The 26,871-nt window shown below is 50.6% G+C and carries 18 protein-coding genes; 4 read left to right on the top strand and 14 right to left on the bottom strand.

Annotation, left to right across the window (positions count from 1 at the left end; translation table 11 throughout):
* Positions 1-4 precede the first annotated feature (4 nt).
* From AC55FS_RS04135 to gmd, 5 genes are all read right to left on the bottom strand, one after another.
* Positions 5-775: a glycosyltransferase family 2 protein gene (locus tag AC55FS_RS04135; protein WP_496934810.1), complete on the bottom strand. Its 771-nt coding sequence runs from the start codon at positions 773-775 to the stop codon at positions 5-7.
* 66 nt (positions 776-841) lie between these two features.
* Entirely contained in the window at positions 842-2,239 is a 1,398-nt protein-coding gene (locus tag AC55FS_RS04130; protein WP_496934809.1) for a glycosyltransferase family 4 protein, read from the bottom strand.
* An 88-nt stretch (positions 2,240-2,327) separates the two neighbouring features.
* The gene (locus AC55FS_RS04125) at positions 2,328-4,271 is read right to left on the bottom strand and encodes a polysaccharide biosynthesis protein (RefSeq protein ID WP_496934808.1); all 1,944 of its coding nucleotides are present in this window, start codon (positions 4,269-4,271) and stop codon (positions 2,328-2,330) included.
* Between the two features lie 252 nt (positions 4,272-4,523).
* Positions 4,524-5,468 carry a GDP-mannose 4,6-dehydratase gene (locus AC55FS_RS04120; RefSeq protein WP_496934807.1) on the bottom strand — a complete coding sequence of 315 codons (945 nt, stop codon included), beginning with the start codon at positions 5,466-5,468 and terminating at the stop codon, positions 4,524-4,526.
* A 2-nt stretch (positions 5,469-5,470) separates the two neighbouring features.
* Positions 5,471-6,439 (bottom strand): GDP-mannose 4,6-dehydratase, encoded by a 969-nt coding sequence (gmd, locus tag AC55FS_RS04115; RefSeq protein WP_496934806.1) that lies wholly within the window; start codon positions 6,437-6,439, stop codon positions 5,471-5,473.
* 267 nt (positions 6,440-6,706) lie between these two features.
* Between gmd and AC55FS_RS04110 the strand changes: the two genes are divergently transcribed.
* Positions 6,707-10,216, top strand: a complete 3,510-nt coding sequence (locus tag AC55FS_RS04110) for a glycosyltransferase (protein WP_496934805.1) — start codon at positions 6,707-6,709, stop codon at positions 10,214-10,216.
* A 47-nt stretch (positions 10,217-10,263) separates the two neighbouring features.
* Here the strand turns inward: AC55FS_RS04110 and AC55FS_RS04105 are convergent, their stop codons facing one another.
* The 5 genes from AC55FS_RS04105 to AC55FS_RS04085 form a co-directional block, all read right to left on the bottom strand.
* Positions 10,264-10,527 (bottom strand): hypothetical protein, encoded by a 264-nt coding sequence (locus tag AC55FS_RS04105; RefSeq protein ID WP_496934804.1) that lies wholly within the window; start codon positions 10,525-10,527, stop codon positions 10,264-10,266.
* A gap of 51 nt (positions 10,528-10,578) precedes the next feature.
* Complete coding sequence (locus AC55FS_RS04100; protein WP_496934803.1) at positions 10,579-10,863, bottom strand: hypothetical protein; 285 nt, start codon at positions 10,861-10,863, stop codon at positions 10,579-10,581.
* Positions 10,864-10,876: 13 nt separating this feature from the next.
* Positions 10,877-11,098 carry a hypothetical protein gene (locus AC55FS_RS04095; protein ID WP_496934802.1) on the bottom strand — a complete coding sequence of 74 codons (222 nt, stop codon included), beginning with the start codon at positions 11,096-11,098 and terminating at the stop codon, positions 10,877-10,879.
* A 203-nt stretch (positions 11,099-11,301) separates the two neighbouring features.
* Positions 11,302-12,090 (bottom strand): SapC family protein, encoded by a 789-nt coding sequence (locus AC55FS_RS04090; RefSeq protein WP_496934801.1) that lies wholly within the window; start codon positions 12,088-12,090, stop codon positions 11,302-11,304.
* Between the two features lie 78 nt (positions 12,091-12,168).
* Complete coding sequence (locus AC55FS_RS04085; protein ID WP_496934800.1) at positions 12,169-15,507, bottom strand: DUF4214 domain-containing protein; 3,339 nt, start codon at positions 15,505-15,507, stop codon at positions 12,169-12,171.
* A gap of 980 nt (positions 15,508-16,487) precedes the next feature.
* On the opposite strand from AC55FS_RS04085, the gene AC55FS_RS04080 reads away from it, so the two are divergent.
* From AC55FS_RS04080 to AC55FS_RS04070, 3 genes are read left to right on the top strand one after another with little or no spacing between them, the layout of a single operon-like run.
* Entirely contained in the window at positions 16,488-17,300 is an 813-nt protein-coding gene (locus tag AC55FS_RS04080; protein ID WP_496934799.1) for an ABC transporter permease, read from the top strand.
* Positions 17,297-18,526, top strand: coding sequence for an ABC transporter ATP-binding protein (locus tag AC55FS_RS04075; RefSeq protein WP_496934798.1), 1,230 nt, complete (start codon positions 17,297-17,299; stop codon positions 18,524-18,526). Before AC55FS_RS04080 ends, AC55FS_RS04075 begins: the two co-directional genes overlap by 4 nt.
* A gap of 13 nt (positions 18,527-18,539) precedes the next feature.
* Entirely contained in the window at positions 18,540-20,528 is a 1,989-nt protein-coding gene (locus AC55FS_RS04070; protein WP_496934797.1) for an acyltransferase family protein, read from the top strand.
* Positions 20,529-20,588: 60 nt separating this feature from the next.
* Here the strand turns inward: AC55FS_RS04070 and AC55FS_RS04065 are convergent, their stop codons facing one another.
* The 4 genes from AC55FS_RS04065 to AC55FS_RS04050 form a co-directional block, all read right to left on the bottom strand.
* The gene (locus AC55FS_RS04065) at positions 20,589-21,881 is read right to left on the bottom strand and encodes a TolC family protein (protein ID WP_496934795.1); all 1,293 of its coding nucleotides are present in this window, start codon (positions 21,879-21,881) and stop codon (positions 20,589-20,591) included.
* Position 21,882: 1 nt separating this feature from the next.
* Positions 21,883-23,304, bottom strand: coding sequence for an HlyD family type I secretion periplasmic adaptor subunit (locus tag AC55FS_RS04060; protein WP_496934794.1), 1,422 nt, complete (start codon positions 23,302-23,304; stop codon positions 21,883-21,885).
* Positions 23,301-25,049, bottom strand: a complete 1,749-nt coding sequence (locus tag AC55FS_RS04055) for a type I secretion system permease/ATPase (protein WP_496934793.1) — start codon at positions 25,047-25,049, stop codon at positions 23,301-23,303. Before AC55FS_RS04055 ends, AC55FS_RS04060 begins: the two co-directional genes overlap by 4 nt.
* Positions 25,050-25,274: 225 nt before the next feature.
* Complete coding sequence (locus tag AC55FS_RS04050) at positions 25,275-26,708, bottom strand: mannose-1-phosphate guanylyltransferase/mannose-6-phosphate isomerase (protein WP_496934792.1); 1,434 nt, start codon at positions 26,706-26,708, stop codon at positions 25,275-25,277.
* Positions 26,709-26,871 lie beyond the last annotated feature (163 nt).

Below are 26,871 nucleotides of genomic sequence, written 5' to 3'. Positions count from 1 at the left end.
CTAGCTAAATTAGGTAGCGCTTTTGCCGTCGCCAGGCATAAGCGACCACATGCATGAGTGAGCGCCAAACGCCCAATTGTTCAAGGCGGTAATAGATATGCCACAAAAAGCCCACGTTGCGCATCGCACTTGAAGAAGCCGAGCCTGGCTGCATTCGATATTCAGCCAATGCTTCTGGCAAGCCCTGAATGCTGTAACCACGGCGCAGCAAACTCAGCCAGAGGGCATAATCTTCATGACCACAAACGGGAAAGGCAATGTCAGGTAACTGGTCCCTATCCAGCATCACGGTTAAACAACCGGCGGTATTTTGCTTTAACAGATCACGGTAACCTGCCTGTGACGGAGGAAGAATATCCTGTGATATGCCATCAGGGGTCACTCGTCGATAGCCACAGCAGCTGATCGCCGCCGATGTACGACGCATAAAATCAAGCTGATGCGCGAGTTTATTGGGCAGCCAGATATCATCAGAATCTAAAAAAGCGATATAACGCCCACGGGCATGAGATAAAGCAGTGTTGCGAGGCTTGGCTGGGCTGCCACTTGGCTGCTCATGGCGCAGCAAGCGAATGCGTCGATCGCCCATTTGCTTAACCACAGCCGCAGTGTCATCGGTGGAGCCATCATCGACCACCAGTAACTCCCAATTTGACCAGCTTTGCAGCAACACCGACTCAATCGCACATTGGATGGTGGCAGCACTGTTGTATGCCGGCATACAAATACTGACCAGTTCAGAACAAGCATCATCTGAATTGTTAAAAGACATCATGACCGGCAACACTAAGCAATATTCATCAAGAGGCGCGCATCATAACAGAAGCTGTACTTGCCCGGGTTAGAGAGACAGTCGCTTAAGCAAGAATTCGGCACTGTCCGCCCAAGTCGTATTGATACACGCAGGATGCCTCGATGGCTGGCACTGCAAACAGCCTTGTATAGCCTCGACCAGCTGTTGATCGTCAGCAAAAAATTGTGTTCCAGCCGGTGCCACCTCCCGAAACACAGGAAGATCACGCGCCAATACCGGAACACCTCGCTGCGCCGCTTCGAGTATCGGTAAGCCATAGCCTTCACCTTCACTGGCAGCCAATAACCATTGCGCCCGCTGATACCACCATTCCAGACCACTGTCGTCACAATTGTCCTGCCACAACAACCGCTGCCCAGGCACATCGTGCTGCTGCAACTGCTTCAATCGAGCAATCTCAGGTTCCACCCGGCTGGCTGGGCGGCCGATAACCACCAGAGTCACCTCAATGCCTTGCTGCCAGAGTGTTTCCACCGCATCTAGCACCGCTAGGTGACCCTTACGGGGGTCTATGGTACCCACCATTAAAACAACCGCCGCGCTATCAGGTAATGAGATTCCGGCTGGGCGCTGAGCAGCCACCTGGCTGGTGTCATAGCCCATAGGAAAATGGCAAATCGACGGCGCACTGACGCAATGCTGCTGCAAACGCTGTTCAACCTGCTCTGCCACCGTCGCGGAAATGCACCATAACTCATCCCCTAGTCGTGCTAGGAGCAACAACCAATCATCCATCTCAGCGGCAAAGTCTTTCGGGTAAAACTGTGGCAGTGTCAACGGTAATAGGTCGTAGACCACAAAGTTCATCGACACGCCAAGTTCACGCCATTGCTGCAGTAAAGGTTCAGCCCGGCGCAGCATCGGCATCGACCAGTCCAGCCCGACAAAAACATCTCCCGCTTTGACGCTAACCCGATGGTCGCGCAACTCCTGATTCATGGCCTCCGTTCGCTCTATATTGAGCCACTGACAAGTAAAACGGCGGGCATAATAATAATGGCCCTGAACTTCAAACACTGGCTCTACATGCCAGTTGACATCAGAGGACAAAAGCCAGGGTTTTAGGATGTTACGCACCACACGCTGAATGCCCGTCTGTAAGTCGAACCGCACTAAATCAGAGACATCAACCAGTAACTGTCGTCTCGACAGCGTATCTATCACGGGCACGGTAGGCTTCGATAGCAAGCCTAAATAACCTGCATACCAGAAGCGCAAAATATCCAGATCAACATCTGGCAAAGATTGTTGCTGAAAACGCTCATGCCAATCGGGCCACTGACCAGCTGGCTCAGGGGTTGGAGCTGCGCGGTTTTCAACCCAGTCACGCAACTGGGCCCGCAGCCAGGGCCAGCGATCAACCCAGCTCATAAAAAAAGGATACAACCGCGGCGAACGACGCAAGCGGTTTAATAGGCTTCGCAAATCGTGTTACTCGTCATCAATCATGCTGTGCCTATAGGGCATCAGCGTAAGGGCTGACCGGTATAGTCAAGAGAATAGGGATAGCCAACTAGCGTGCTTTGTCGCCACCCACTTTAAATGGCCGAACATTGCTGGCTTCCACACCAGAACGCGGCTCTGAAAGAGAGGGGAGCTGCTGTGGCTGATACCCAAGAGGAGCATGATAAAGCAGATACACAATTCGCTCATGATCAAATTCACGACTTGCCCGACTCAACTGCTCTAACATTTCTGCCACCTGATGCCAGGGTTCAGCATGCTCCCGTGCCATCATAATCCGAGGATGAGTGGTCCCCTGAGGGTCATTGCCAATCAACAGTTCTTCAAACAGCTTTTCACCGGGTCTTAATCCAGTGAATACAACTTCTATATCACCACCTGGGTTGCTGAGCGTTCGTTCTGTTAGCCCCATTAAGTGGATCATCTTGCGCGCCAAGTCTGCGATCTTAACGGGTTCGCCCATGTCCAACACAAAGACTTCACCACCACCGGCCATATTACCGGCCTGCAATACCAGCTGAGCGGCTTCCGGGATAGTCATAAAATAACGGCAGATGTCGGGATGCGTGACCGTGACAGGTCCGCCTTCACGTATTTGCTCTCGAAACAACGGCACCACTGAACCCGAAGAGCCCAATACATTGCCAAAGCGCACCATGGTGAACACAGTATCGCTCTGCCGCATTGCCAGCCCTTGCAACACCAGCTCAGCCATACGCTTGCTGGCGCCCATAATATTGGACGGTCTGACGGCTTTATCGGTAGAAATCAACACAAAGCGTTCAACACCGGCTTCAATGGCTGCTTCGGCGGCATACCAGGTGCCAAATACATTGTTTTGCACACCTTCAATGACGTTATGCTCGACCAGAGGCACATGTTTATAAGCTGCTGCGTGATACACCAATTCAATGCCATGTTCTCGCATTACGGTGGTGCAGCGCCGACGGTGCAACACACTACCCAATACCGGCACTATCTCAGTTTCAGCAGTCCCAGGTTGTAGCTGCCTAAGCTCTCGTTCAAGCTGATACAAGGCATATTCGGACTGCTCAAATAACACTAACTTGCGCGGCTTCTGGCGCAATAGCTGCCGACATAATTCCGAGCCAATCGATCCACCGGCGCCAGTAACCAACACCGCTCGACCTACTATTTCTGGCTCAAGCTGGGCATGTTGAATACTGACGGCTTCACGACCCAACAGGTCTTCCACATCCAAGTCACGAATATCACTGATTCTTACACGCCCCGATACTAAGCAGGACACCGATGGCACCGCTTGAACGGGAACCGACAAGGACTCCAATTGATTGAGCACCTGCAGGCGTTGCAGCGACGAGCGACAGCCGTCACTATCATCATCCAGCGCTAACAAGATTTTTTTAAGGCCTAACTCTCGTACCACACGCTCGGCATGACCCAGTTTGTACACCGGCAAAGCAGCAATCAGCGACAAGTCTGCAACATGTTCAGGTGTAAAAAAGGCCGCCGGTCGAAACTCAGTCCCCTGATTGAGGGCCGATGCTAACTGCCGTGCTGTCTCTCCGACGCCAACAATACCTACCGCCTCTTTATTACGATGGCCAGGTCGGTTGATGAGGGCACGCATTCCGAAGCGGGTGCCGCCAACAAACAACAAAGCCAACATGCCATAGCAAACCACCACGGCTGAGGTCACTGGAATATGCAGTAAATGAGCAAATAACCACAGCGCAGCAACGGAACATAAACTGCCTGTTGAAATGGTCAAGATGGCTCTGTCACTTAAAAAGCGTAATACGGCACGATATAAACCCAGCCGTATGAAAACCGTGACGGTCACCGTCAGTGTTAACAAATACAGCAAAATATCCTGTTGCGAAGGGATATAAAATTGATCGCGATAGAGCGAAACAGAAACCCACAAAGCCAAGCCCAACACCAAAGTATCAGACGCTACCGTTAACAAGCGTTTAGTCAGACGTGGCCACTGTAAGAAGCGTTCGAACATGAAAATTCCTAACGAAAAGGCAACCACTGCCGCGATTCCCCGGAGCGGACATTATGCCAGCTACTTGTAGAGTAACAAGCGCGACGCATTGCACTTACAAGAAGATAACACTAGCTGGCGCCGTCTGCTTGTCGTTTGCTGACATTGGCCACAGATTCGGATCGTTCTGCTGGCCAGATGGCTGGTGTATTTGCGCAAACGCGCCTTACACCGCCACCGCAGGGTTAACTTCGAGGTCATGGCTCATTTGTGTTAACGAAATGCGTCCAACAGCTCAGCAACCAACTGCCGTTGATCATACCTAGGTTGCCAACCCGTGAGCTGACGCAAGCGACTGGCATCCCCTGCCGCCAACGCTATATCACTGGGGCGTATGCGCGCTGCATCTTGCACAACGTCGACCGTGCAGTTGGCTTGTATGATCATCTGCTGCAACCATTGCGATATCGCAACGGGCTGGCCCGAAGCGACATTTAACACTTCCCCTGTCTGTAACTTAGGGTCGTTTTGCAACAGCAGTGCCGCCACGCTGACATAAGCATCAGCAACATCGGCCACATGCAGAAAGTCTCGCTGTGCGGTTAGGTTGCCCACTGCAATATGGTCATGCTCACCACGCTCAATACGAGCAATTTGCGCAGCAAAGTCGGGTAATACAAAGCCCTGAGCCTGGCCCGCACCACTGTGATTAAAAGGACGCATCCTGACGACACGCAAATCGCTGGTAGCCGCTAGCTGCCCAGCGGCAAGATCAGCGGCAGCTTTACTAGCCGCATAGGGATTGAGTGGCTGCAGCAAGGCGTCTTCGGCGAGTACGGTTCCGGCCTTAAAACTGGCGCCGTACACGTCGGATGAACTGATAAACATCAATGCTGAGTTTGCTGCGTGCTGACGCAAGGCTGCAAACAGATTGAGCGATCCTTGCAGATTGATATCCCAGGTCTTTTGTTCCTCAGCGAAACTTTTCCCGACGCTGGCCTGGGCTGCTAAATGAATGGTCAGCTGTGGTTTGACTTCAGCCACTAAACGGGCGACGGCATCAGCATCGCACACATCCAGTGCACGACAGTCCTCATCACCGTGCAGGCCGGTGCCAATGCACTGGGCAGCAGGCCAACGTTGACGCAGGGCAGGCATCAGGTAACGACCAACAAAACCGCCTGCCCCGGTAACCAAAATGGTGATCGTGTCTGCCATTGTTAGCTCAGACGCTGCACATCAGCGGCATACATTTCTTCAATCATACTTTCCAAACTGGTCTCAGCCTGCCACCCCAGTTTCTGCTTCGCCTTGCTGGCATCGCCCAATAAAATCTCTACTTCCGCCGGGCGGAAAAACGCCGGGTCAATCACCAAGTGCTCATCCATGTCGAGTCCTGCGGCATCAAATGCAATACGGCACATATCACGTACCGTCGTGGTACGGCCCGTCGCAATGACAAAGTCATCAGCTTGATCCTGCTGCAACATCATCCACATTGCCTGAACGTAGTCGCGGGCATGGCCCCAGTCACGCTTGGCATCGATGTTACCCAGTCGCAACTCAGTCTCCAGACCCAACTTGATTCGAGCAACACCATCCGTCACTTTGCGGGTGACAAACTCCAAACCGCGCAAAGGTGACTCATGGTTAAACAGAATGCCGCTACAAGCGTACATATCGAAGCTTTCGCGATAATTGACGGTCATCCAGTGAGCGTACAATTTGGCCGCAGCATAGGGTGAGCGTGGGTAGAAAGGTGTACTTTCTTTTTGCATCGGTTCTTGGATCAGACCGTACATTTCAGAGGTAGAGGCCTGGTAGAAACGTGCGTCTGGCTTTGCAATCCGAATAGCTTCAAGCATATTCACAGCACCAAGACCCGTTGCCTGACCTGTTAACAGTGGCTGGTCCCAAGACGTTTTAACAAATGATTGTGCACCTAGGTTATACACTTCATCGGGGTTGGCGTGCTGCACACACCGAATAAGACTGGATAGGTCCGTCAGATCACCGTCAATAAGCTCGATATCCTTGTCGATACCCAGCCACTCCAACCGCGCCAGGTTTACATCAGCTGAGCTACGACGCGGTGCCACGCCGATAACGCGATAGCCTTTCTGCAACAAAAACTGAGCCAGATAGGCACCATCCTGCCCGGTAATACCTGTGATTAATGCACTTTTCATGAGGGTCTAATCAACCGAATTATTTAAGTTCAATATAAGTGCGCCGGATAATATCAGATGGCGGCCCTTAGATGCAGACTAAGGATACACAAGACAATGAATTACTGAGCACATTAGTACGACGCTTGTTCAACACAGCAACCAGAGTTGGAGAGCGCCGAACATGCCAGGAACTCGAGTCGTAGGCGCTGCGCCTCCCTCTCTGTAATCGATCTCAATAATGCTATGATCCGCCACCACGTTTAACCTTAAAACTGCAGAGTCGTCATGTCCGAGGGATTTTATTCACAATTTGAAGCACTACACCGTGGCAGCACGGACAGTATCAAACAGCGACTGGCGGTCTACCAACCGCTGCTAGAAGCATTGCAGCACTCGTTTGATACTAACGTGTTGGGCCTCGATCTTGGGTGTGGTCGTGGAGAATGGCTCGCTTTTGCCCGCGAGCAAGGCCTGCAGATGACCGGCGTTGATAGCGACCCAGATATGTTGAACCAGGCCGATGGATCTCTCGCAACCCTGGTTATTGACGATGCCCTTGAGTACCTGCAACAGTGCCCAGCGCATAGTTTTCATCTGATTTCCGCCTTTCATCTGATAGAACATCTGCCTTTTGACCTGTTAACGACTCTATTAGAACAAGTAAGCCGTGTATTGGCCCCAGGTGGCATATTACTGCTGGAAACGCCAAATCCAGAAAACCCGCTGATCGGCAGCTGCTATTTCTATATGGACCCGACTCATAAAGCACCATTGCCACCTGCATTGATGGATTTTGCCGTTCAGCATTATGGTTTTACTGCCGCCAATATATGGCGTCTCAACACTCCAGCCGAAGCTGAGCAACGCGCGCCTTCGATGCATACTGTTTTTAATGGCGTAAGCCCGGACTACGCTATTGTTGCCCTGAAGCCTAATGGACCTGACGACGATGCATTGGCCGCAGCCCTTCAAGGCCCTAAAGGTCAAACCCTGCTGGAACTCGCTACTCGCTACGACAACTTTATGCACGAGTCTTTTGAGAAACAGCAAGGCGATACTGAGCGCTTATTTAACGACTTGCAGCGCCTGGCACAAGGGCATGAAAACGTATCCACGGCCGTCGCTGATCATCAGCGTGTTCTCGATGAGCGCCAGATTGAGAACAATCATTTGCGCCAACAGCTAATGCAGCAACAGCAACAATTTCAACAGACGCTGGATCACTACGCCAGTTTGATCGAAGTACACGAGCAAAAACTGCGTGCTCTCACTCTTCCAATTGCCGTCATGCGTCCTATTCATAATCTGTATGTACGACGCCGCGATTGGATCAAGCAACTGAGTCAATCGGCCAGAACCAGTTTGTTCTACAAATGGCAAGCCATTAAGCTGCTGCGTCTCATTGGGCAGAAGCGACTAGCCAATAAATTGGCCGTTAAAGTGGGGTTAACCGCTTTTATTCCTGAGCTTCAACAAGGCGCTGCGACAGGACCGTTGGATCGTACTTTGCCTATGGCAAAAATCCGACAGCTAAGCCTGCAGCAACGGTTTCAGCCGTCGTTGAACGAACTAAAGCTGGCGATTGATGGCCATTTTAGTGGCAGCTATAGCCTTGCCAGTGTTAACCGCCAGCTGGCACTGGCATTAGCACAACAAGATCACACCCAACTGTCAATTCGCCCACGAGAAGGCGCGGCAACAGAGGAAATAAAAGACGTACCTGCTGCACATGAAGCGGCGTTACAGGCTTTAAAGCAGCACTTAGGGGAGTGTGACATAACGCTCTATCATCATTTCCCTGTGGTTGAGAACCCCGACCCCAACAGTACACCTCTGCTGTTATTTTTCTGGGAAGAGTCACAAATACCAGCACAAACCATAGAGCAGATAAATCGCTGCTACCGTGGCGTGCTCGTTATGAGCTACCTAGTACGTAAGGCACTGATTGATTCCGGTTGCCAGCTTCCTATTGCCCACATTCCTATGCCGCTGGAAGACTGGCGCGATGACGATCTCTGTGCGCCAGCCGACATCAAACCCAGAAACCTACTCCATGTTTCGTCATGCTTTCCACGCAAAGGAGTGGACGTATTATTGAGAGCATTTGATGTTCTCGCGGCGCGTCATCCAGATCTGACGCTCACCATTAAAACGTTTCCCAACCCACACAACCAATGCCAACACTTGATTGAACAATTGCTGTCTCCGTCACATCAACAACGAGTCACGTTAATTGAACAAGACTACAGCGACGAGCAAATGGCCGACTTATACCGCCAGGCCAGTGCTGTTGTTTTACCAAGTCGCGGAGAAGGCTTAAATCTTCCCGCCATTGAGGCTTGTCGCTATGGAGTGCCTGTTATTTCTACTGGCTACGGTGCTCAAACCGACTTTCTGGCAGACTCCCAAGCCGAGCTGGTGAACTACCACTTCTCCTTATCATCCAGCCATGTCAGCAGTCGCGACTCTCTTTGGGTAGATCCGGATGTCGACGATTTGGTAAGAGCTTGCGAAGCCAGTCTCACTAGCCTAACTACAAATCTCGACCTAACACCGACACGCCAAGCGATTTATCAGCGCTTCTACAGCCCTGAATCACGCCAGCAACTGGGCGCCGCGATTCAAGCCCTAGGGCAGTTTGCCGCCAGCCGACCACAACCGCAGCACAATCAGTTAACCCTCATCAGCACTTGGGATGAACGCTGCGGAATTGCCGAATACAGTCGTTATCAAAGCGATGCCATGGTGGCAGCAGGGATGGATATCACAGTGATCACAACCCGCAGATCGCCATCGGATAGCCCCAATAATGGCCGAATCACACAGGTAAGCTACGAATGGGCGACCCAAAGCCCGATGCGACTGGAAATACTGCGCGACGGTGATCAGCCAATATGGATTCAGCACCATCCGAGCTTCTTTAACCTGGATGAGTGGTTGGAGCAGGCCATTGGTGCAGCGACTCGTGCTGGTCGGCTGCGTTTGATCACTTTGCATACCACCCTGCCACTGTTGCAGCTGCCGAAACCTATGGCAATGCAGACAGCACGCACCCTGAATCAATTTTATCGAGTCATCGTACATACGGTGGATGACCTTAATAACCTGCGCCAGCTGGGCGTCAGCGACAACCTGCTGTTCCGTCCGCACGGCAATGTGGCCAATCCAGAGACGCTGGGTGAGCTCAAACCCCGCTCCAATACTTGGAAGGTTGGCTGCTTTGGCTTTCTGTTTGAACACAAAGGCGTACTTGAACTTATCGACGCTTTTGCGGCATTCCGTCAGCAACAGCCCGATGCTCACGCTGAGCTGCTACTCATTAACAGCGAGCACAGCAACGACGAGTCTGTGCGCTATCGAGCCAAATGCCAACAACGACTGAAAGAGCTTGAGCTGGAAGATTGCACCACCTTTAAATATGAATTTTTGCCTGAAGAGGCAGTCGCTCACTATCTGAGCCAGTGTGATGTTCTGGTGATGCCTTATCGTGAGACACCTGAGTCCAGCAGTGGCGCGGTGCGTATTGCGGTGGCCAACTGCCAGACCGTTGCCGTCACCCCAGCACGGATTTTCTCGGAAGTGCGAGACGTCACTTTACCCCTGGCTGGGTTTAAGAGTGAACATATTGAGCAGTTATTGCTAGCGACGTGGCGTGGCGATAATCGCGCTGAAATAACGCAGTGCCAGCAAAAACGTGTTCAGTGGTTGCAGGCCTACAGCTGGGAGGCCTTGGCAGAACGCCATATTGAGCTGATTAAAGCAGCACAAATCGACTTACAGTGGCTGTCGCAGTAATCTGTGGAGCTGTGTTGCCTGCTAGGTAACACAGCTATCACTCTGCATTAACGAAACGGCAGCAGCAATAGCCATCCGAGAATAATGCCAAAGGTATTAGCATAAATATCTCGCCAGCAAAAAAACGAACCGTAAAAATGGTCCCAGACTTCTTTCGCCAAGCCAATAACAGACACTAGCAGCGCTGCAGGCCAGAACGGCATAACAAACAATGCCATCTGCATCAGAACCAGGCTAACCAGTATGTGTTGAAGTTTGTCGGCTTCATGCAACCAGTGTTTGATTGCCTGCCAAGAAGGGATGTGAATCAAATGATATTGCCAGAGGGGTGGCAGAGTACCACCACACTCCGGGCTCCAGCATTACTGAATGGTAACCTCGGCGTCCTTACCATTATCTGCTGCAAGCTCTGTTTTCAACGCATTCGCGTATGCCTGGCGAGCCGTTTGGACAATCATCAGTTCCTGCTGTAGCTGTTCGGCACGCTCATCAGTGGCTCGCAGATTAACAATCTGTGCTTTGGCACGATCGCTGAGTGCAGAAATTAAATACTCGTTACCATCAATGACAATGCTCGCTTCTTGCTGCTTAGTCGCTTTTTTGGCTGAGGATTTCTTCGCAGGTGCTTTAGTCTTTTTTTCTGTCATGGTGTGGTTCCGGTTATTTCTCGCCAGACTGCAATACTATTTTGAGATCATTGACGCTCTTAGCCCTGGCCGTACGCGCCATCGATAAACGGGCTTCAAGGTTTTCGATAAAGCGATCGGTAATATCCACTTTCACAAGCGCTTCTTTGGCGTCCTGGCTCATATCAGAGACGGGATACACGGTATCACCAATGGTTACCGTTCTTGCCGCTGTTTGGTCTTTGTTACCGGCCATAACGACTCCAGTCAAAATAAACGAGCACGGAGTATATCAGCAGGCCCAACTCAAATCGATGCATTAGCACAAACAAAAAAGGCCAACCCTTTCCCTGGGTTGGCCCGTATCTGACTTAACAATCATCGACCCGCTCACCATACCATAAAGGACCAAAAATACCAGTCAACCTGGCCAATTTGGTCCATTAGTTACCAAACAGGTCAGTCAAAACTCAAAACATCATCATCGTCGTCAAACATGGATTCTATATCCACATCATCTAGGTCAACTTTTGCCTGGCTTCGCTGTTTCGCCACCTGTTGCAGCAATTCGAGCCGCGGCATCGACATTCGCTGCGCATAGGCCAACTTCAACGCACCGGATGCGGTCAAAGATTTCAACACATCGGCATCCAAAGTCGCCAGTTTTTTCTCATTCACACAATAACAGCGCACATGCTGTTGATCGCCTTCTCCCGATACCAGCCAGGGAGTGAGCAAATCGTACTGCACCAGCAAATCCGTTAATGCCTGTGTCTGCAGGCGCGATTTTTCACTGGCGCTGAGAAATTTTTGCACCGCCTGCAATGACTCGGACGGCTCACCTTCGTCATCAAAAAAACGGTTTCCATCCGAACTGATGGTATCCAGTAACAAACCACTGTCGGTATTAAAAGCTAACGCCGCCCCTTTATCAGTGCGCTGAATCGCAAAGGGGTACTGCCTCAAATACGCCGGTATATAACCAGCTAGCCAGTTACCCTGCTCATCAACGAATAATGGCTGCGAAGCGTTAAACGCCACCACGGATACCAGCTGATAGGTTTCATCTGACTGCTGAATAAAGGCCAGCGGGTACACTCGCATTAAGTGCTCTACTTCGTCCAGCAATGCTGGCAAACACCACTGCCCTGCAGCGTGTGAAAAGTCTGTCGCTGGCAACCAAGACGAATGTTGCAATTGACTGCGCTGAACTAATACCCAGTTTTCCAATGATAAATCCCCATGCATAAAAAAACCCGGCCCGCCAATGGCGAACCGGGTCACTGTACCTGCCACTATTTCTAGCAGCAAGTGCTACACACTATCTTATGCGAAGATGGTCGCATCGATAGTAGCATCCAGCTCAGCACCAAAGTCGATGGTACCCAGCAGAACAGCTGCAGTGTAGTCTGCAGCAGTAGCCGCAGAAGTGTCGCTGGTCAGGTGGAATACTTTGTATACACCGTCATCAGCACCGTCTTCGATGAAGACGATTTGATCAGTGATAGTACCTACGAAGTTCGCAGGCTGACCACCGGCTGCTGCCGCGTTCAGAGTACCATCAGCCAGAGCACCACCAGCATATGGGGTGTTGTTAGTGGTGTTAACCGCTGCCAACAGGTTAGTTGCATTCAGACCAGCGAAAGTATCGGTAGTAGTGAAAGCAACATCGTTGATCACAGTTACTGAGTTAGCTTCAGTAGTGGCATCACCGTTGAAGGTAGTTGCAGAACGAACCTGAGACTGAGTAGAACCAGATGCAGACACCAAACCATCCAGGTAGCTGGTGAAGTCCATCACGTCTTTTTCAGCAGCCGCAGTTGCAGACTCGAAGTTAACAACAGAAGTGCGAGTGAACACAGTGTCGAAGACCAGAGTGTGAGTGCTCACACCACCTGCCGCATCGTTGTCAGACAGAGCAACGACGTTGCTGCCTGCGCCAACATTGATGGTGCTGGTGTTGGTTTCGTCATCAGCGTTGTCACCTGCCAGACCTTCGATGATTTGAGCAGCAGCCAAGTGGCCGTTTGCCAAACCGATCAGAGTATCCAACTGAGCACCGACGGCTGCTGCGTTAGAAGCAGAACTCAGACCAGTACCAACACCATTGTCGATCAACAGATCGATCAAAGAAGTCAGTTGGGTCGCAGTCAAAGTACCGGCGTATGCAGCACCTGCCTGAGTAGCGCCATTGGCGTCTACCAGAGTGTTCATGGTTACTGTCAGGTCAGTGTCAGCAACAGTAGCACCGTCGATCAAAGAAGTGATCTCCAGGATGTTACCTTCACCGTCTTTCGCAGACAGCAGCTTGCTCAGAACCGCATCACCTTGGATAGCCGCTTTGATGGCGTTACCAATTTCACGCTGAGTAGCCAGACCAGAGCCGTTGATGGTTGGTACGTCAACCACTGCCTGGAAGCCCAGGTAAGTGATGGTCAGACGAGAATCAACCAGGTAGTACAGCTCAGTCGCGTCGCTTTGCAGCGCGTCCAAGTTTGCACCAGTGTATGCCACTGTACCGTTGTCGTTAAACAGAGCCCAGTTAGCTTTTGCGCCGTCTTGAGCAATGTAAACAGTGTCGTCACCACCAGCGGTAGTTACGAATACTTCACCGCTGTCTTCGATATCAACAGTGTCGTTACCAGCACCAGTATCGATAGATACGTTGTTCAGCAGAGCTTGGTTAACGATGTCAGTCAGATCGGCAGTTTCCAGATCCAGATCCAGGTCAACAGTATCGTTGCCAGCACCAGTAGAAATGTTCAGCACGAAATCTTCGTGAGAAGCAACTTCGTTTGCTACGTCCAGGTTCAGAGCGTCAGCGCCTGCACCAAAGTTGTAGGCGAAGTCAACGTTGTCAGTTGCAGACGTGTTAGGAGCGATATCAGCCAGGTTCAGGTACTGAGCAACAACGTCAGCATCCAGACGTGCAGTCAGAGACGTCACATCACCGTTGAATGCAGTTGAGTTCCAGATCTGAACGTTTTCGATACCGTGTGCAGCCGTGTCGTAACCGTCTTGCTGTGCACCACCAGTAGTACCACCATCGATGCGCAGGTCACCAGTGAAGGTTGCGTCGTTGGTTACAACGATTTCGCTCAACACATTGCGAGAGTTGGCATCGTCGTTGTTAGTAGAACGAACAGATTCCAACCAGCTATCACGCTGAACGATCAGGTTGAATTTCTCAACGCCGATAGAACCAGAGTTAGCGCCAGTAGACATACCGCCAACAACCAAGTCACCGCCTTTAGAGCCAGAACCTACGTTGTCCAGCATAATGTTGCTGGTGATCTTAGCCGCAGAAGTGGTAGGAGCACCTACGCTGAATTCACCGTACAGGGTGAAACCACCGGTAGAGTCTTCGTTACGGGTGTAGTTCGGGTTGTCCAGGTCACGACCACTGGCGTCAACCAACTGAACAGTCAGACCAGCGTTGTTGATCGCGTTGCCCGCGTTCGCTTCTGCTGGAATGTCAAAGCTTGCGCCCAAAGAAATGCTCAAACCATTCAGAGCAGAATCAGCAGCTTGTGCTTCTGCCAGAGCAGCTTGCAATGCAGTTTCTAATTCTTGGTAGGTTTTAGCATCGTCGATGGCAGAGCTAGTGTCTGTGTCACGCAGAGTGTAAGTAACACCTTCCAGCTCAAAACGGATACCGTCGATGTTCAGGTTACCCAGAGGCTCAGCTTCGTTGGTACCAACGGTACGCAAGTCACGCAGCTCGTAGTTAATCTGTGAGTTAGACGCTTGTGGTGCGGCGGCACGCAGAGACAGTTGATCGAAGTACACTTCGTAGTCAACTTGGTTGTCAGTGCTGCGCATACCCAGAGTGATGTCAGAAGTGATTTCATCATCAGCGATGTTCAAGTCTTCAATCACCAGATCAGCACGGCTGTCCAGAGACCAAACTTGCTTAACGCCAGTGAACAGCTCAGCATCCACTTGTGCAGCGCCCAGCTCGTTGCTGCCCGCAGCGTTGTCTTCCAACTGGTTGCGGAAGAACAGGTTTTCAACACCGTTGGTTTCGAATGACAGCTCTTCGTCGAACAGGTCAGCTACCAGCGTGTCAGTACCGCCTTTGCCTTCCAGTACTTTAGAGTCGTCTAGGCTGCCGCGAGAAACGAAGCTGTCGTCCCCGTCAGTACCAGAAATAACAGTTTTACCATCGATACGGATAGTAGTTGAGTCGCCGCCATCAGGATCTGGAATAGTAGTATCTGGATCCAGATTTTCCAAAGCCACTTCGATTTTTGCATCGTAGTTAACACGGCCTTGGTTAACCAGAGCGTCGATTGCTTCATCACCAGTAGTGGTGAACAAGCTAGCAGTGTACTGGAAGTGAACAGCCAGCTGTGAACGGCTGATAGAATCCAGACCGCTCAGCAAGCCAGCCCAGTAGTCCAGACCTGCCTGGTCAACACCACCATTATCGGCGGTACGGCCCAGGAAGTTGTCGTACAGTGCACTTACGAATTCAGTGTCAGAAACGTCGCCTGTTTCCAGGTTAGCTTCTTCCAACAGGGTGTTTGCCAGAGATTGTACGCCATTTTCTGCAATAGCCACCACGCCGTTGTTCAGTTCGGCTTGAGTAGGTGCGCGATCTGCGATCGCCAGGTACAGATTGATGACATACTGCTGGGTTTGACTGTAATCACTCAATGACATTAGTCGTTCTCCATTAACGTCGATGATTCAAATAAATTGATCAATTTATTTTCCGTTACTATGCGGCCATTTCCATAAGTTGATGGCACACAGTACAACCGCATAGGATGCACCTACACGAGCACCGGCATTCTAGACCGCAGCTGTAACGCCTGTAAAGCCTCACCAGGAAATAACAATCGGCTTTTTAAAGGACGACAAATCGTCTATTTTTTAACCGACCCAAGTTACCACCTAACAAGCTCAACTCTTTGTTGCTGGCCGCCCAGAGCATCATGCTGATCAACGACATAAGCTCAAGGGTAAAGCCAGAAATCACCTTGCTAAAACAGGGCGATTCGATTGTGGGGTTAGACTATGTGCTTGTTTTCAGCAATGCAAGCAAGGGCTTCGTAAATTGTGATGCGCGTAATAGACGCTTAAAAACGTCCGCTTTGCTCATATTCAGCATTGGTTCAGCCTTGCTTATCAAGGAATTAGCAAAGCACCGACCGTTTACTGTTAGGGTTTGGTCAACGTTGCCCCTTCTGGTGAGACAGTCCTGCCCAAGCCACACCAATAAGCTACAAAAACCACAACAGTGATCAAAAAACAACCTGTGCCAGTATGTTCTCACGAAACACTCACAACGCCCGCTGCTGATCAAAAAACACTCAAAGAACACCTATTTGTTCACCGAATGAACAAACAGCTTTGCATTTTACTGACTTTATTTCGCCATCAAAAACAGCCTGGGTGATCGTTCAGAGTCTCCAAATACACTGACGAGCCCGATCTGACTTTGCACTTTATTGACACAGGTCAGCCCGCACAACTGCCGCAGCAGATCTTTATGCAGATCCGTAGCGCCAATGCCTTCTTATCAATTGAGCGCTGCACTTCGTAAACACGACAGAGCTGTTATACTCGCCCGCCGCAGTAAACCCATGCTGGTTGTGAATTTGCCCGGCTTAGATAAGCCTCTTGTCTGGATAGAACCTATGCCTGCAGTTACCCGAACATTAGCCACCCTGCGCTACTGGTGGTCATTTCGGCTGTTTGTCCGTAGCGCCATTATTAATGACTTTAAAGCCCGTTATGCCCGCAGCCGGCTTGGACTGGTGTGGATTCTGGTTCAGCCCTTGGCCATGGTGCTGATCTATAGCCTGATTTTGTCGCACATTATTGCCGCCAAACTGCCACAAACGGACAGCATTTACGCTTACCCCATTTATCTAATGTCAGGCATGCTGGCTTGGACATTGTTTTCTGAAGGTCTCGGCCGCGGTTTGGGCATTTTCGTCGAGCAAGGTGAGCTGATCAAAAAAGTGGCTTTCCCCAAAGCTTTGCTGCCCGCCATCGCCACGGGCACAGTCACTATTAATGGTATGGCACTGCTCACCATGATGTTGGCGGTATTTATGTGTTTACAGCACTGGCCCAGTTGGCACTACCTATGGTTGGCACTGCTGATACCTTTAACCTTACTATTCTCGGTCAGCCTGGGCTTAATCTTTGGACTGCTGAATGTCTTTTTTCGTGACGTCAGCCAGATCATTCCAGTAATCCTTAACTTTTTGTTTTGGCTAACGCCCATCGTCTATGTCACCGACATGCTGCCCGAGGCTTATCGTGGTTACTTTGCCTTCAACCCCATGGTAAGTGTGGTCAACGCGTTTCAAGATGTGATTCTTTACCACCAGCACCCTGCCCCCTCAGCCATTGCTCTGCTGTGCTGTGGCAGCCTGATTTTTATGTCCATTGGCGGCTTTCTTTACAGCCGCACCCGCAATGAGTTGGCAGATCAGTTATGAAGTTGATTGAAGTTCAAGGCGTTGGCAAAGCTTTTCGGCAATATCCTAGCGCCCGTCATCGTATATTTAGCTGGCTCGGACTTCCGGCCGACGGCATCGAAGAACACTGGGTACTTAAAGACATTAATTTTCATATCGCACCTGGCGAAGCAGTAGGGCTGGTCGGTGAAAATGGTGCCGGTAAAAGTACATTGCTGAAAATGATCGCCGGTACGCTCGCTCCGTCTGCAGGCAGCATTACCTTAAATGGAGACATCCGCGCCATTTTAGAATTGGGCATGGGCTTTCATGGCGAATTCACCGGGCGCGAAAATGCCCGCCATGGTCTCAGCATGATGGGCCTGAGCAGCGCAGAGATAGAGAAGCTAATGCCAGAGGTCGAGGACTTTGCCGAAGTGGGCGAGTATTTCGATAAGCCTCTGCGCACCTATTCCAGTGGTATGCAAATGCGCGTCACCTTTGCCGTCGCGACCGTTAAGCGCCCACAAGTGTTGATTGTCGATGAAGCCTTATCGGTTGGTGATGCGTATTTTCAGCACAAGAGCTTCGATCGTATTCGCGAAATGCAACGTGAAGGCACCAGCTTGCTCATCGTTTCCCATGATCGCGGGGCTATTCAACGGGTATGCGATAGAGTCATTCTGCTTGAGCATGGCCAAGTCGTATTACAAGGTGAACCCGAAGCCGTGATGGATTACTACAATGCATCCCTCGCGAACAAAGAAAACCAACGCCACAAAGTGCAAACCCGACAATTGCAAGATGGTCGGGTGCAAACCACATCCGGCAATGGTGATGCCGAAATCACCCAGGTTCAGCTGGTCGATGCCACAACGGGTGACGCGGTTGAAGTTGCTGCGGTTGGGCAAAAACTGGCTTTGATTGTTGAGATTACTGCCCATGTTGATTTGCCTGAATTAGTCGTAGGTTATCTAGTCAAAGACCGTTTACGACATGACATCTTTGGTACCAACAGCCATCTGTTAAAACAAGAACTGACTGAAGTTGCGGCAGGCAGTGTGGTGAGTTACCGCTTTGAGTTTGATTGTAACCTAGGCGAAGGCAGCTATTCGTTTTCCATTGCAGCCCATGCCGACGACACCCATATTCGAGAAAACTACCACTGGAAAGACCTCGCTTACACCTTTGAGGTGCTGAACACTGGCCAACCACGTTTTATCGGTTCGGCATGGATTCCTCCCACACTCACTCTTTCTAGACCTTGAACAAGGAGTCACGATGATTGGCTACATTCGTGAAATTGATGGTCTGCGTGCATTAGCTGTATTGGCTGTTGTCCTGTTTCATCTTGATCCGGCCATTCTGCCGGGTGGCTTCAGTGGCGTTGATGTTTTTTTTGTGATTTCAGGTTATGTGGTTACTAAGTCTGTTATCGATCATCAAAACCGACACCAACTGCCTTTTCACCGTTATCTAACCGCCTTCTACGCGCGACGCATGGTGAGGATATTCCCTGCGTTAATAGTCATGCTGTTGGTAACATCGCTGGCCACCGTTTTATTTGTACCTGAGTCATGGCTCAGCCAGTCGCTGAACAAAGTAGGTTTATGGGCATTTGCCGGACTGAGTAATTTCGCCCTGGTGTGGCACACCGATGGCTATTTTTCACCACGTACTGAGTTTAATCCTTACACTCACACCTGGTCGCTAGGGGTCGAGGAACAGTTTTACGTTATCGCTCCGTTGCTGCTGTTTGTTTGGCTAGCCGCCTTGCGTCGTGACTCCCGCTGGCAAAACGCAGCCCTGGCACTGATGCCGCTATTAGCCATAGCATCACTCTGGTACAGCGCACTGCAAACTAGTCAGCAGCCTATGCAGGCATTTTATTTACTTCCAGCGCGTTTTTGGGAACTCGCTGCAGGTGCTTGGCTGTACCAGTTGCAACATTCGGGCTGGCTACGCCATGGCCATGCCAACGGCTTGCGTATATCGATGTGGCTAGGGACAATATTAGTGGCTTGCGGTTTTGCCGTCAGTGATAAAAGCCAGTTCCCTTGGCCATGGGCATTATTAGCTGTGAGTGGCACCAGCATGATGCTGCTGGCCATTACCGCATCGAATAGTCCACGTACCTTACTGCACCAAATACTAGCCAGCGGCCCTGTCGTCTATATCGGCAAATTATCTTATTCGCTGTATTTATGGCATTGGCCTGTATACACCCTGATGCGCTGGACAACCGGCCTCGACACATTCACGCAGCAAATCATCGCGGTTGTTTTGAGCTTTTTATGCGCCATGTTGTCCTACCATGTTATTGAGAATTTAACGCGCAACCACAACACAATTAGAATGCTGCCAGCGATCGCCAAAGTCGGCGGCGGCATAACCGTCGTTGCTTTAAGCTGTGCCATGGCGTGGCAGATGTACGCACTGCGTCCAGCCTTATCGCAAAGTGTGACTGCCGATAAATACCAATGGCAGGCATTAGAACATGAGGTCAGAGATATAGATCCGGCTAACATCGAGCGCTGGCAGGGACGTTCGGTGTTTGTTGTCGGCAACTCTCATACGGGTGCCTATTCGACACTGTTAAATGAAGTGAAGCATCGCTACGGTGTAAAGGTGCACAAATTTCAAGTCATGGAATGCCCTATTGTTCATCTGCTTCACAAGCAATATGAAACAGAGCATTGCAACAAGGTCATCGAAAATCTACTGCACTTTTTCTACGCCCATGGAAAGCCTGGCGACGTTATCTTTTTTGCGTCGTTACGCACCCACCGGATCGTTGATCAATGGGTACGCTTTGGCCCGGAGTATGTGAGCGTCATCAGCCACTCGCCGCAAACATTAGAAAACATTAAAACGGCGCAGCAACAAGCACGCCCGTTACTGGAAAAACTCAACGAGCTAGGCTTTAACGTATTAATCGATGAACCTAAGCCAGTATTTGATACTGTGCCCTATCGCTGCTCTGACTGGTTTAACCACCAGCATCCGATTTGTGGTGCCACGACCATAAGCAAAGATTTTCTCGATAAGGTTAGCCAGCCTGTGCGGGATTCCATAGCAACACTCGAACAGGACTATTCTCATGTGTATGTGTGGCAACCCATGAACAGCCTATGTTCCGATGATAGCTGCTCAGTCATGCAGGATGGAAATACGATGTTTTTTGATGGCGACCATCTCAGTGGTTATGGTAACCGAGTATTAATGCCCTCGTTTACTCAAACACTGGCAGATATCTGGAACAATAACTGATCGAAGATATTTCACACCAGATGAGCTGCTGCACATCTGGTGTGAATGTCGCGGAGGGTGCTATAGCTGCTGCAGACTGTCGCTACCTAACTCACCTGCCAAGCTCAATAGTTCAGCGTATCTCAAAGAGCTAGTATAAATTGCAGTCACGAGTTTTTGTTCAACCTGCGAGCGTCGCTGCTGAGCGTCAAGCAACTCCTGTAAACGACGTACACCAGCACGAAAGCCCTCCTCGGCGGCTTTTTCTGCAGCCTGACTAGAAGCTAACGACTTGAACAAGGCCTCAATATTGTCATGCAATCCTTGCAGTTGACTGGTCAAACTTTCAACGTCGGTTTTTACCTGACGGCGAGCGTAATCCAACATGGCTAGTGCTTTCGCTTCTCGCTCGGCTGCGGCCCGGCTTCTGGCACTGGTTGCTCCACCAGAATAGAGAGGTATGCGCAATTGCAGTTCGATTTTACTTTCTTCACGCAAACTCGTTGTAATCGTGTCATTTTCACTGTAGCGGCCACTCAGATACAACTCTGGATAGTGGGCTGCAGATTCAAATGAGTGATTGGCATCCGCCAGCTCGACTTCCGCTTCAGCACTGTCAACTCGCGCCGAACGCTCAAGTGCTTCATTCAGCCAGTCACGCTGTAACCATTGCGGAATTTGCTTCCAGCCGTTTTCATCTAGTGGTGCAACAGCATCAACCGTTTGTCCAGTCAACTGTGACAGTTGCTGCAGTGCTACGCGATGGTTGTTGTTCACTTCGACTAAACGAGCATCAATCTGATCCACTTCTGCTCGTGCATTTAATACCTGTGCCAGGGTCGTTAAGCCACGCCCCAACATTTCTTCCACTTGGTTAAGTCGATACAAGTGGCTGTCTTTTTCCGCGGTAATAATGTCTTTCAAACGCTGGTTCTTGACCACCTCAATGTAGGTCTTTACGACCTCAACCCCGGTTTCAAACTCAGTGCCTCGCGCCTTTGCTTCAGCTACTTCGGCAGCACGCTTGGCTCGACTGATCGCAGCAAAGCTTTTATGGGAATAAATGACCTGATTTAACGACACGTCATAGCGATCAGAGGTATCAATATTAAATACCTTTCCCTGTTGATAGTCCTGCGTAGTGCGAGCACGGCCATAACTGGCCGTCGCACTGAGCTGCGGCTTCACTCCAGCCCAAGCTTCATCAACAGAAGCTTGCTCTGCTCGCACATTGGCGCGTTCTCCTTGCAAGCGAGCATTGTAGTCAATCGTTGCCTGATAGGCCTGTGACAGCGTCATTTCTGCTTCAGCCAGCGGTGCAGCTAAGGCTGCGACCAAAGCAATCCATGGGGTTGAACTACCCAGCAATTTCATATCAAGCCTCCCGGAATGCTTTTTCAGAAATACGAATAACAGGGCCCAATAAATAATGCAGCACTGTGCGCTCACCGGTTTTGATCATGACTTCTGCAGGCATGCCTGGAACAAAATACATTTCCTGCTCTTTCATCGTTTCGAGACCGTGCTCCGTGACTTGTAAACGCGCCTCATAAAACTGCTCTCCCGTTTTATCATCGGTGAAGGCATCCGCTGACACCCGCAATACTTTAGCTTCGATAATATGGGCAGCTTGGAAGTTAAAGGCGGACAGACGAAGATCTGCCATCAGCCCAACATGAACACGATCAATATCTGTGGATTTAATCCGTGCCTTAATAGCAAACTGCTGCTCATTTGGAACCACTTCCATAATGGTTTCCGCCGGCTGGATCACCGCGCCCACAGTGCGAGAGCGAAAGCCGACAACCTCACCAGAAGCTGGGGCACGAATTTCCATTCGGGCTAGAGTGTCTGACAAAGCAATACGACGCGATAACAAATCTGCTTTTTTCTGCTGAACATCTCGCAGCTGAGTGACCACTTGCTCCATGTACTCTTCTTTTTTCAGCGTCATTTGCGAGCGTGTTGAGCTGATATCCAGCTCAGCCTTAGCAATATCCGATTCCAAAGAATCTCGCTCGCCCTGTAAACGCAGCAGATCGCGGCGCATTTCATTTAACCGGACTCGGTCGGCCAGCTGGCGTTCATACAAACTTTGCCATTCTTTAACTTCAGCCTCATAGGATTGAATCCGGCCAATTAAGTTGTCGCGCATAGAAGTCATGCCACGAATTTGCTTTTGCAGCGCAGCGATCTGTTTTTCAAAAATTTCAATGTTGGATTTATAAGACTCGCGTCGTGCTTCGAAAACCTGGCGCTGACCATCCATAATCGATTGCACACCCGGCTGATCGGCCTGCTCAGTCAACTCAGTTGGAAAACTAACCGTTTTAGTCGCCGCTCGCTCAGCCAGCAAACGGGCTTCATAACCCCAAGCTTCACGCAATTGAGATTCGACTATCTCCAGCTCAGAGCGAGCCCGGGTATCCGACAGACGCAGTAAAATTTGCCCTTCTTTGACCAGATCACCGTCTTCCACCAAAACTTCATCGACGACGCCACCTTCGAGGTGTTGTACCACGCGGTTCTGAGAGTCTGTTACCACTTGCCCCATACCAATGGCAGCACCATCAAGCTTAGCTACCGCAGCCCAACCACCAAAAAAGATAAAGGTGGCAATGACAACCCACCAACCAAACCTGGAACGACCGCGGTGATCAGTCTCAATTTTAAGCTCTGGCGCAACATCCACTTCAGAAAGATCACGGACGTAGTCGCCCTGAACCACGCCATCGTTACCCACAACAACCTGCTGCTTGTCAGTATTCATAACTGCATCTTTTTCCTGCTGACTCATTGCGCACCTCCGGCAGCCAATGCTGGCTTGGATGCGTTACCGAGGTTCAGTTTGCCTTCCTGCAAGGCGCGCATGACGTTGTCTCTGTGATCAAACATCATCACTTGACCATCCGACAGCACCATCATTTTGTTTACCAATTTGAGGATTGGTTTACGATGTGAAATCAACACCACGGTCACCTGGCGCTCCCGCAGTACTTCTAAGGTTTCCAGCAGCGCTGCTTCGCCTTGATCATCCAAGTTGGAGTTAGGTTCGTCCAACACCACCAGACGTGGATCGCCGTATACGGCACGCGCAAGACCAATGCGTTGGCGTTGGCCGCCCGATAATGCACCACCGCTACTGCTGATAACAGTGTCGTAACCCTGGGGTAAACGCAGAATTAATTCGTGCACACCCGCTAGCTTGGCAGCACTCACCACCTTGGCAGCATCAACGTCGCCAAAACGCGAAATATTTTCACTAATGGTACCGTCAAAAAGCTCGATATCTTGTGGCAGATAGCCAATATAGGGACCGAGCTCTGCTTTATTCCAACGATGTACATCTGCACCGTCGAGACGTACCTTACCGTTCGACAGCGGCCAAACTCCGAGTAATGATCGGGCCAAGGTCGACTTCCCAGCTGCGCTTGGGCCGACAACGGCCAGCATATCGCCTTTATCAAGCGCAAAATTAATACCACGCAAAGCCGGAGCCGCGGCACCCGGTGGCACCACAAAAACACCTTCCGCACTGAGTTGACCTTCTGGCGCAGGTAATGGCATACCCGGCTCTTGATTTGGATAAGTGGTAAACAAAGCATTTAACCGGTCATAGGCTTGGCGCGCAGAAGCAAAACCTTTCCAAGAACCAATCAATAAATCCAGCGGAGCCAGCGCTCGTCCAAGCAGAATAGAGCCAGCAATCAACATGCCCGGAGTGATTTCCTGAATAATCGCTAGATAGCCACCAAGGCCTAATATCAACGACTGAAACAGCATTCTCAATGCTTTGGAAATATTTGTCAGAATAGCTGCACGATCACTGGCTTTAGATTGTGACGACAAGAAACTGAGATGACGCTGCAACCATTTCTTGCGCAGGCCAGTTTCCATACCCATGGCTGCCACTACTTCAGCATTACGCACCGCCGAATTGGCGTACTGGGAAGATTGCACATTTTTTTGACCGGCTTCTTTGAGCAGTTCGCTGGTGGCTTTTTCGTTGGCGTAGGCTAACGCTGCCAAAATCAGTGCAGCAATAATGGCAAACACGCCGTACCAGAAATGGAACATAAACAACACGGCGATATAGATAGGTAGCCAAGGGCCATCGAAAAAGGCAAACAGCCCCTGACCCGTTAAAAACTGCCGTAAAGAGGTCATATCAGTGATTGGCTGAGCTGTCTGGCGACCAGGCTCATTGACGGATTGCTTAAACATAGAAGCAAACAGCTTTTGGTTCAGCAAATCGTCAAGTTGACTACCCACACGAATCAAAATACCAGAGCGAGCCACCTGCATTAATGCCAGAGACACAAACATGGCCACCAACACAATCGTTAACATAGCCAGCGTTTCCATGCTACGACTACCCAATGCGCGGTCATATACCTGCAGCATGTAAATCGCAGGGACCAGCATTAATAAATTAATAAATAACGACAGGAAGCCAGCAGATAAAAATCCACTTTTACAGGCCTTAAGAGCTCGTTGTAGCTCAGTCAGCTCCTGATCATTTTTTTGAGAAAGCTTGCGCATGAGGTTTTCCAAACACGAGAGAGATATGTCACAGCAGCGTTCAATGTCTCAGGAATACACTGCCAACAGACGACGTTGTTGCCTTGTATGGGGACGGCCCCAATAAATTACTAGGGCCCGCCACGAATCAGAGTTAAACAACGCACCCGAATATGGCGGCGTCCAAACACACGTTTGCCGCACGGAGCACATAAGGGAGCAACCGGCTGGTTAACCGGGCTGGGGTTACACCCGACCATAGCGATCTTCCAGGCGGACAATATCGTCTTCACCCAAATAACTACCCGACTGTACTTCGATCATTTCCAAAGGAATGACCCCCGGGTTTTCCAACGCATGCACCTGGCCAACGGGAATGTAGGTTGAGCAGTTTTCGGTAACTAAATAGGTATCGTCACCATTGGTCACCCGGGCCGTACCCGACACCACGATCCAGTGCTCGGCACGATGATGGTGCATCTGCACCGATAACTTGGCGCCTGGATTCACCGTAATGCGTTTGACCTGATAGCGATCGCCGCAACCAATCGAGTCATAGCTACCCCATGGACGATAGACTTCACGATGCTGAATGTGCTCATCGCGTCCCTGATCACGAATGTGAGAAACGATGGCTTTAACGTCCTGTACCTTGTCTTTGTCAGCTACCAGCACGGCATCAGGGGTATCAATCACCACTAGATTGTCGACACCTAATGTTGCGACAAGACGGCGCTCACTGAAGACAAGGGAATTGCGAGTATCTTGCAACACCGCATGGCAATCTGCCCCAGAGCCCAAACACACATTGCCTTGCTCATCTTTGGGACTGATTTCCCACAAGGCTGACCATGAGCCAACATCACTCCAGCCCGCATCCAGCGGCGCCACCACAATAGGGCTATCTGCCGTCGCCGTTAATGGCTCCATCACGGCGTAATCAATAGAGTCCGAAGGGCTGGAGGCAAACGCCTCGTTATCCACGCGGACAAAATCCATATCCAGACAGGTATTAGCCATCGCCTGTTGGCAGGCTGCATACATGTGCGGCTGATAACGTTCGAGCGCTTCGAGGTAGCGGTCAGCTCGCAGCATAAACATGCCACTGTTCCAGTAATACTGGCCGCTAGCAACATACTGCTCGGCGGTGGCGGCATCAGGCTTTTCAACAAACTGCTCAACCTGCTTTAGCGAGCCACCGACCTCTGCACCAGCTTTTAAGTATCCATAACCTGTCGCTGCTTCAGTGGGAACAATGCCCAGTGTTCCAAATTGACCATCACGTACGGCAGGCAACAAAGAGCGCACCGCCGCTTGAAAAGCGTCATTATTTTCAATCACATGATCGGCTGCCAGCACCAATAACACAGCACCTTCAGGCTGTTGCTGCAGTGCTTGCATAGCAGCCAGCGCAATGGCTGGTGCAGTATTGCGGCCGCAAGGCTCAAGCAAAATTTTGGCCTGAACCTCTTGTTGGCGAAGCTGTTCAGCCACCAGAAAGCGGTGATCCTCACTGCACACCACAATGGGTTGGTCCATTTCTAGACCATTCAAACGCGCTGCAGTTTGCTGCAACATGGTCAGCTGGCCTGCCAACGGCAAAAATTGTTTTGGGAACGCTGCGCGACTCAGCGGCCATAGTCGGGTCCCTGAACCGCCGGCGAGTATGACGGGAATCATGCGTGCAGCTCCTCTCTTAGCAGGATGTAAAAACGACGCGGGAATATATCACGATGCGCCTGGCCAACCCAGACGCCGACTGCGTTCAAAGTGCAGGCAAAGTGTAAAGGCTGACACAGCTGACCATTTTATGTCGTCAATGTGAGCGAGTCGGGCTTTGAGC

This window comes from Bacterioplanes sp. CLAM21 (genome assembly GCF_059641015.1).
Note: the sequence above shows the minus strand (reverse complement) of the source record. Positions and strands in the feature narration are given on the sequence as shown.

Coding starts and splice junctions, on each gene's coding strand:
- AC55FS_RS04135 (WP_496934810.1), bottom strand. CDS start 775: ATGATGTCTTTTAACAATTCAGATGATGCTTGTTCTGAACTGGTCAGT.
- AC55FS_RS04125 (WP_496934808.1), bottom strand. CDS start 4,271: ATGTTCGAACGCTTCTTACAGTGGCCACGTCTGACTAAACGCTTGTTA.
- AC55FS_RS04120 (WP_496934807.1), bottom strand. CDS start 5,468: ATGGCAGACACGATCACCATTTTGGTTACCGGGGCAGGCGGTTTTGTT.
- gmd (WP_496934806.1), bottom strand. CDS start 6,439: ATGAAAAGTGCATTAATCACAGGTATTACCGGGCAGGATGGTGCCTAT.
- AC55FS_RS04110 (WP_496934805.1), top strand. CDS start 6,707: ATGTCCGAGGGATTTTATTCACAATTTGAAGCACTACACCGTGGCAGC.
- AC55FS_RS04100 (WP_496934803.1), bottom strand. CDS start 10,863: ATGACAGAAAAAAAGACTAAAGCACCTGCGAAGAAATCCTCAGCCAAA.
- AC55FS_RS04095 (WP_496934802.1), bottom strand. CDS start 11,098: ATGGCCGGTAACAAAGACCAAACAGCGGCAAGAACGGTAACCATTGGT.
- AC55FS_RS04090 (WP_496934801.1), bottom strand. CDS start 12,090: ATGCATGGGGATTTATCATTGGAAAACTGGGTATTAGTTCAGCGCAGT.
- AC55FS_RS04085 (WP_496934800.1), bottom strand. CDS start 15,507: ATGTCATTGAGTGATTACAGTCAAACCCAGCAGTATGTCATCAATCTG.
- AC55FS_RS04080 (WP_496934799.1), top strand. CDS start 16,488: ATGCCTGCAGTTACCCGAACATTAGCCACCCTGCGCTACTGGTGGTCA.
- AC55FS_RS04075 (WP_496934798.1), top strand. CDS start 17,297: ATGAAGTTGATTGAAGTTCAAGGCGTTGGCAAAGCTTTTCGGCAATAT.
- AC55FS_RS04070 (WP_496934797.1), top strand. CDS start 18,540: ATGATTGGCTACATTCGTGAAATTGATGGTCTGCGTGCATTAGCTGTA.
- AC55FS_RS04065 (WP_496934795.1), bottom strand. CDS start 21,881: ATGAAATTGCTGGGTAGTTCAACCCCATGGATTGCTTTGGTCGCAGCC.
- AC55FS_RS04060 (WP_496934794.1), bottom strand. CDS start 23,304: ATGAGTCAGCAGGAAAAAGATGCAGTTATGAATACTGACAAGCAGCAG.
- AC55FS_RS04055 (WP_496934793.1), bottom strand. CDS start 25,049: ATGCGCAAGCTTTCTCAAAAAAATGATCAGGAGCTGACTGAGCTACAA.
- AC55FS_RS04050 (WP_496934792.1), bottom strand. CDS start 26,708: ATGATTCCCGTCATACTCGCCGGCGGTTCAGGGACCCGACTATGGCCG.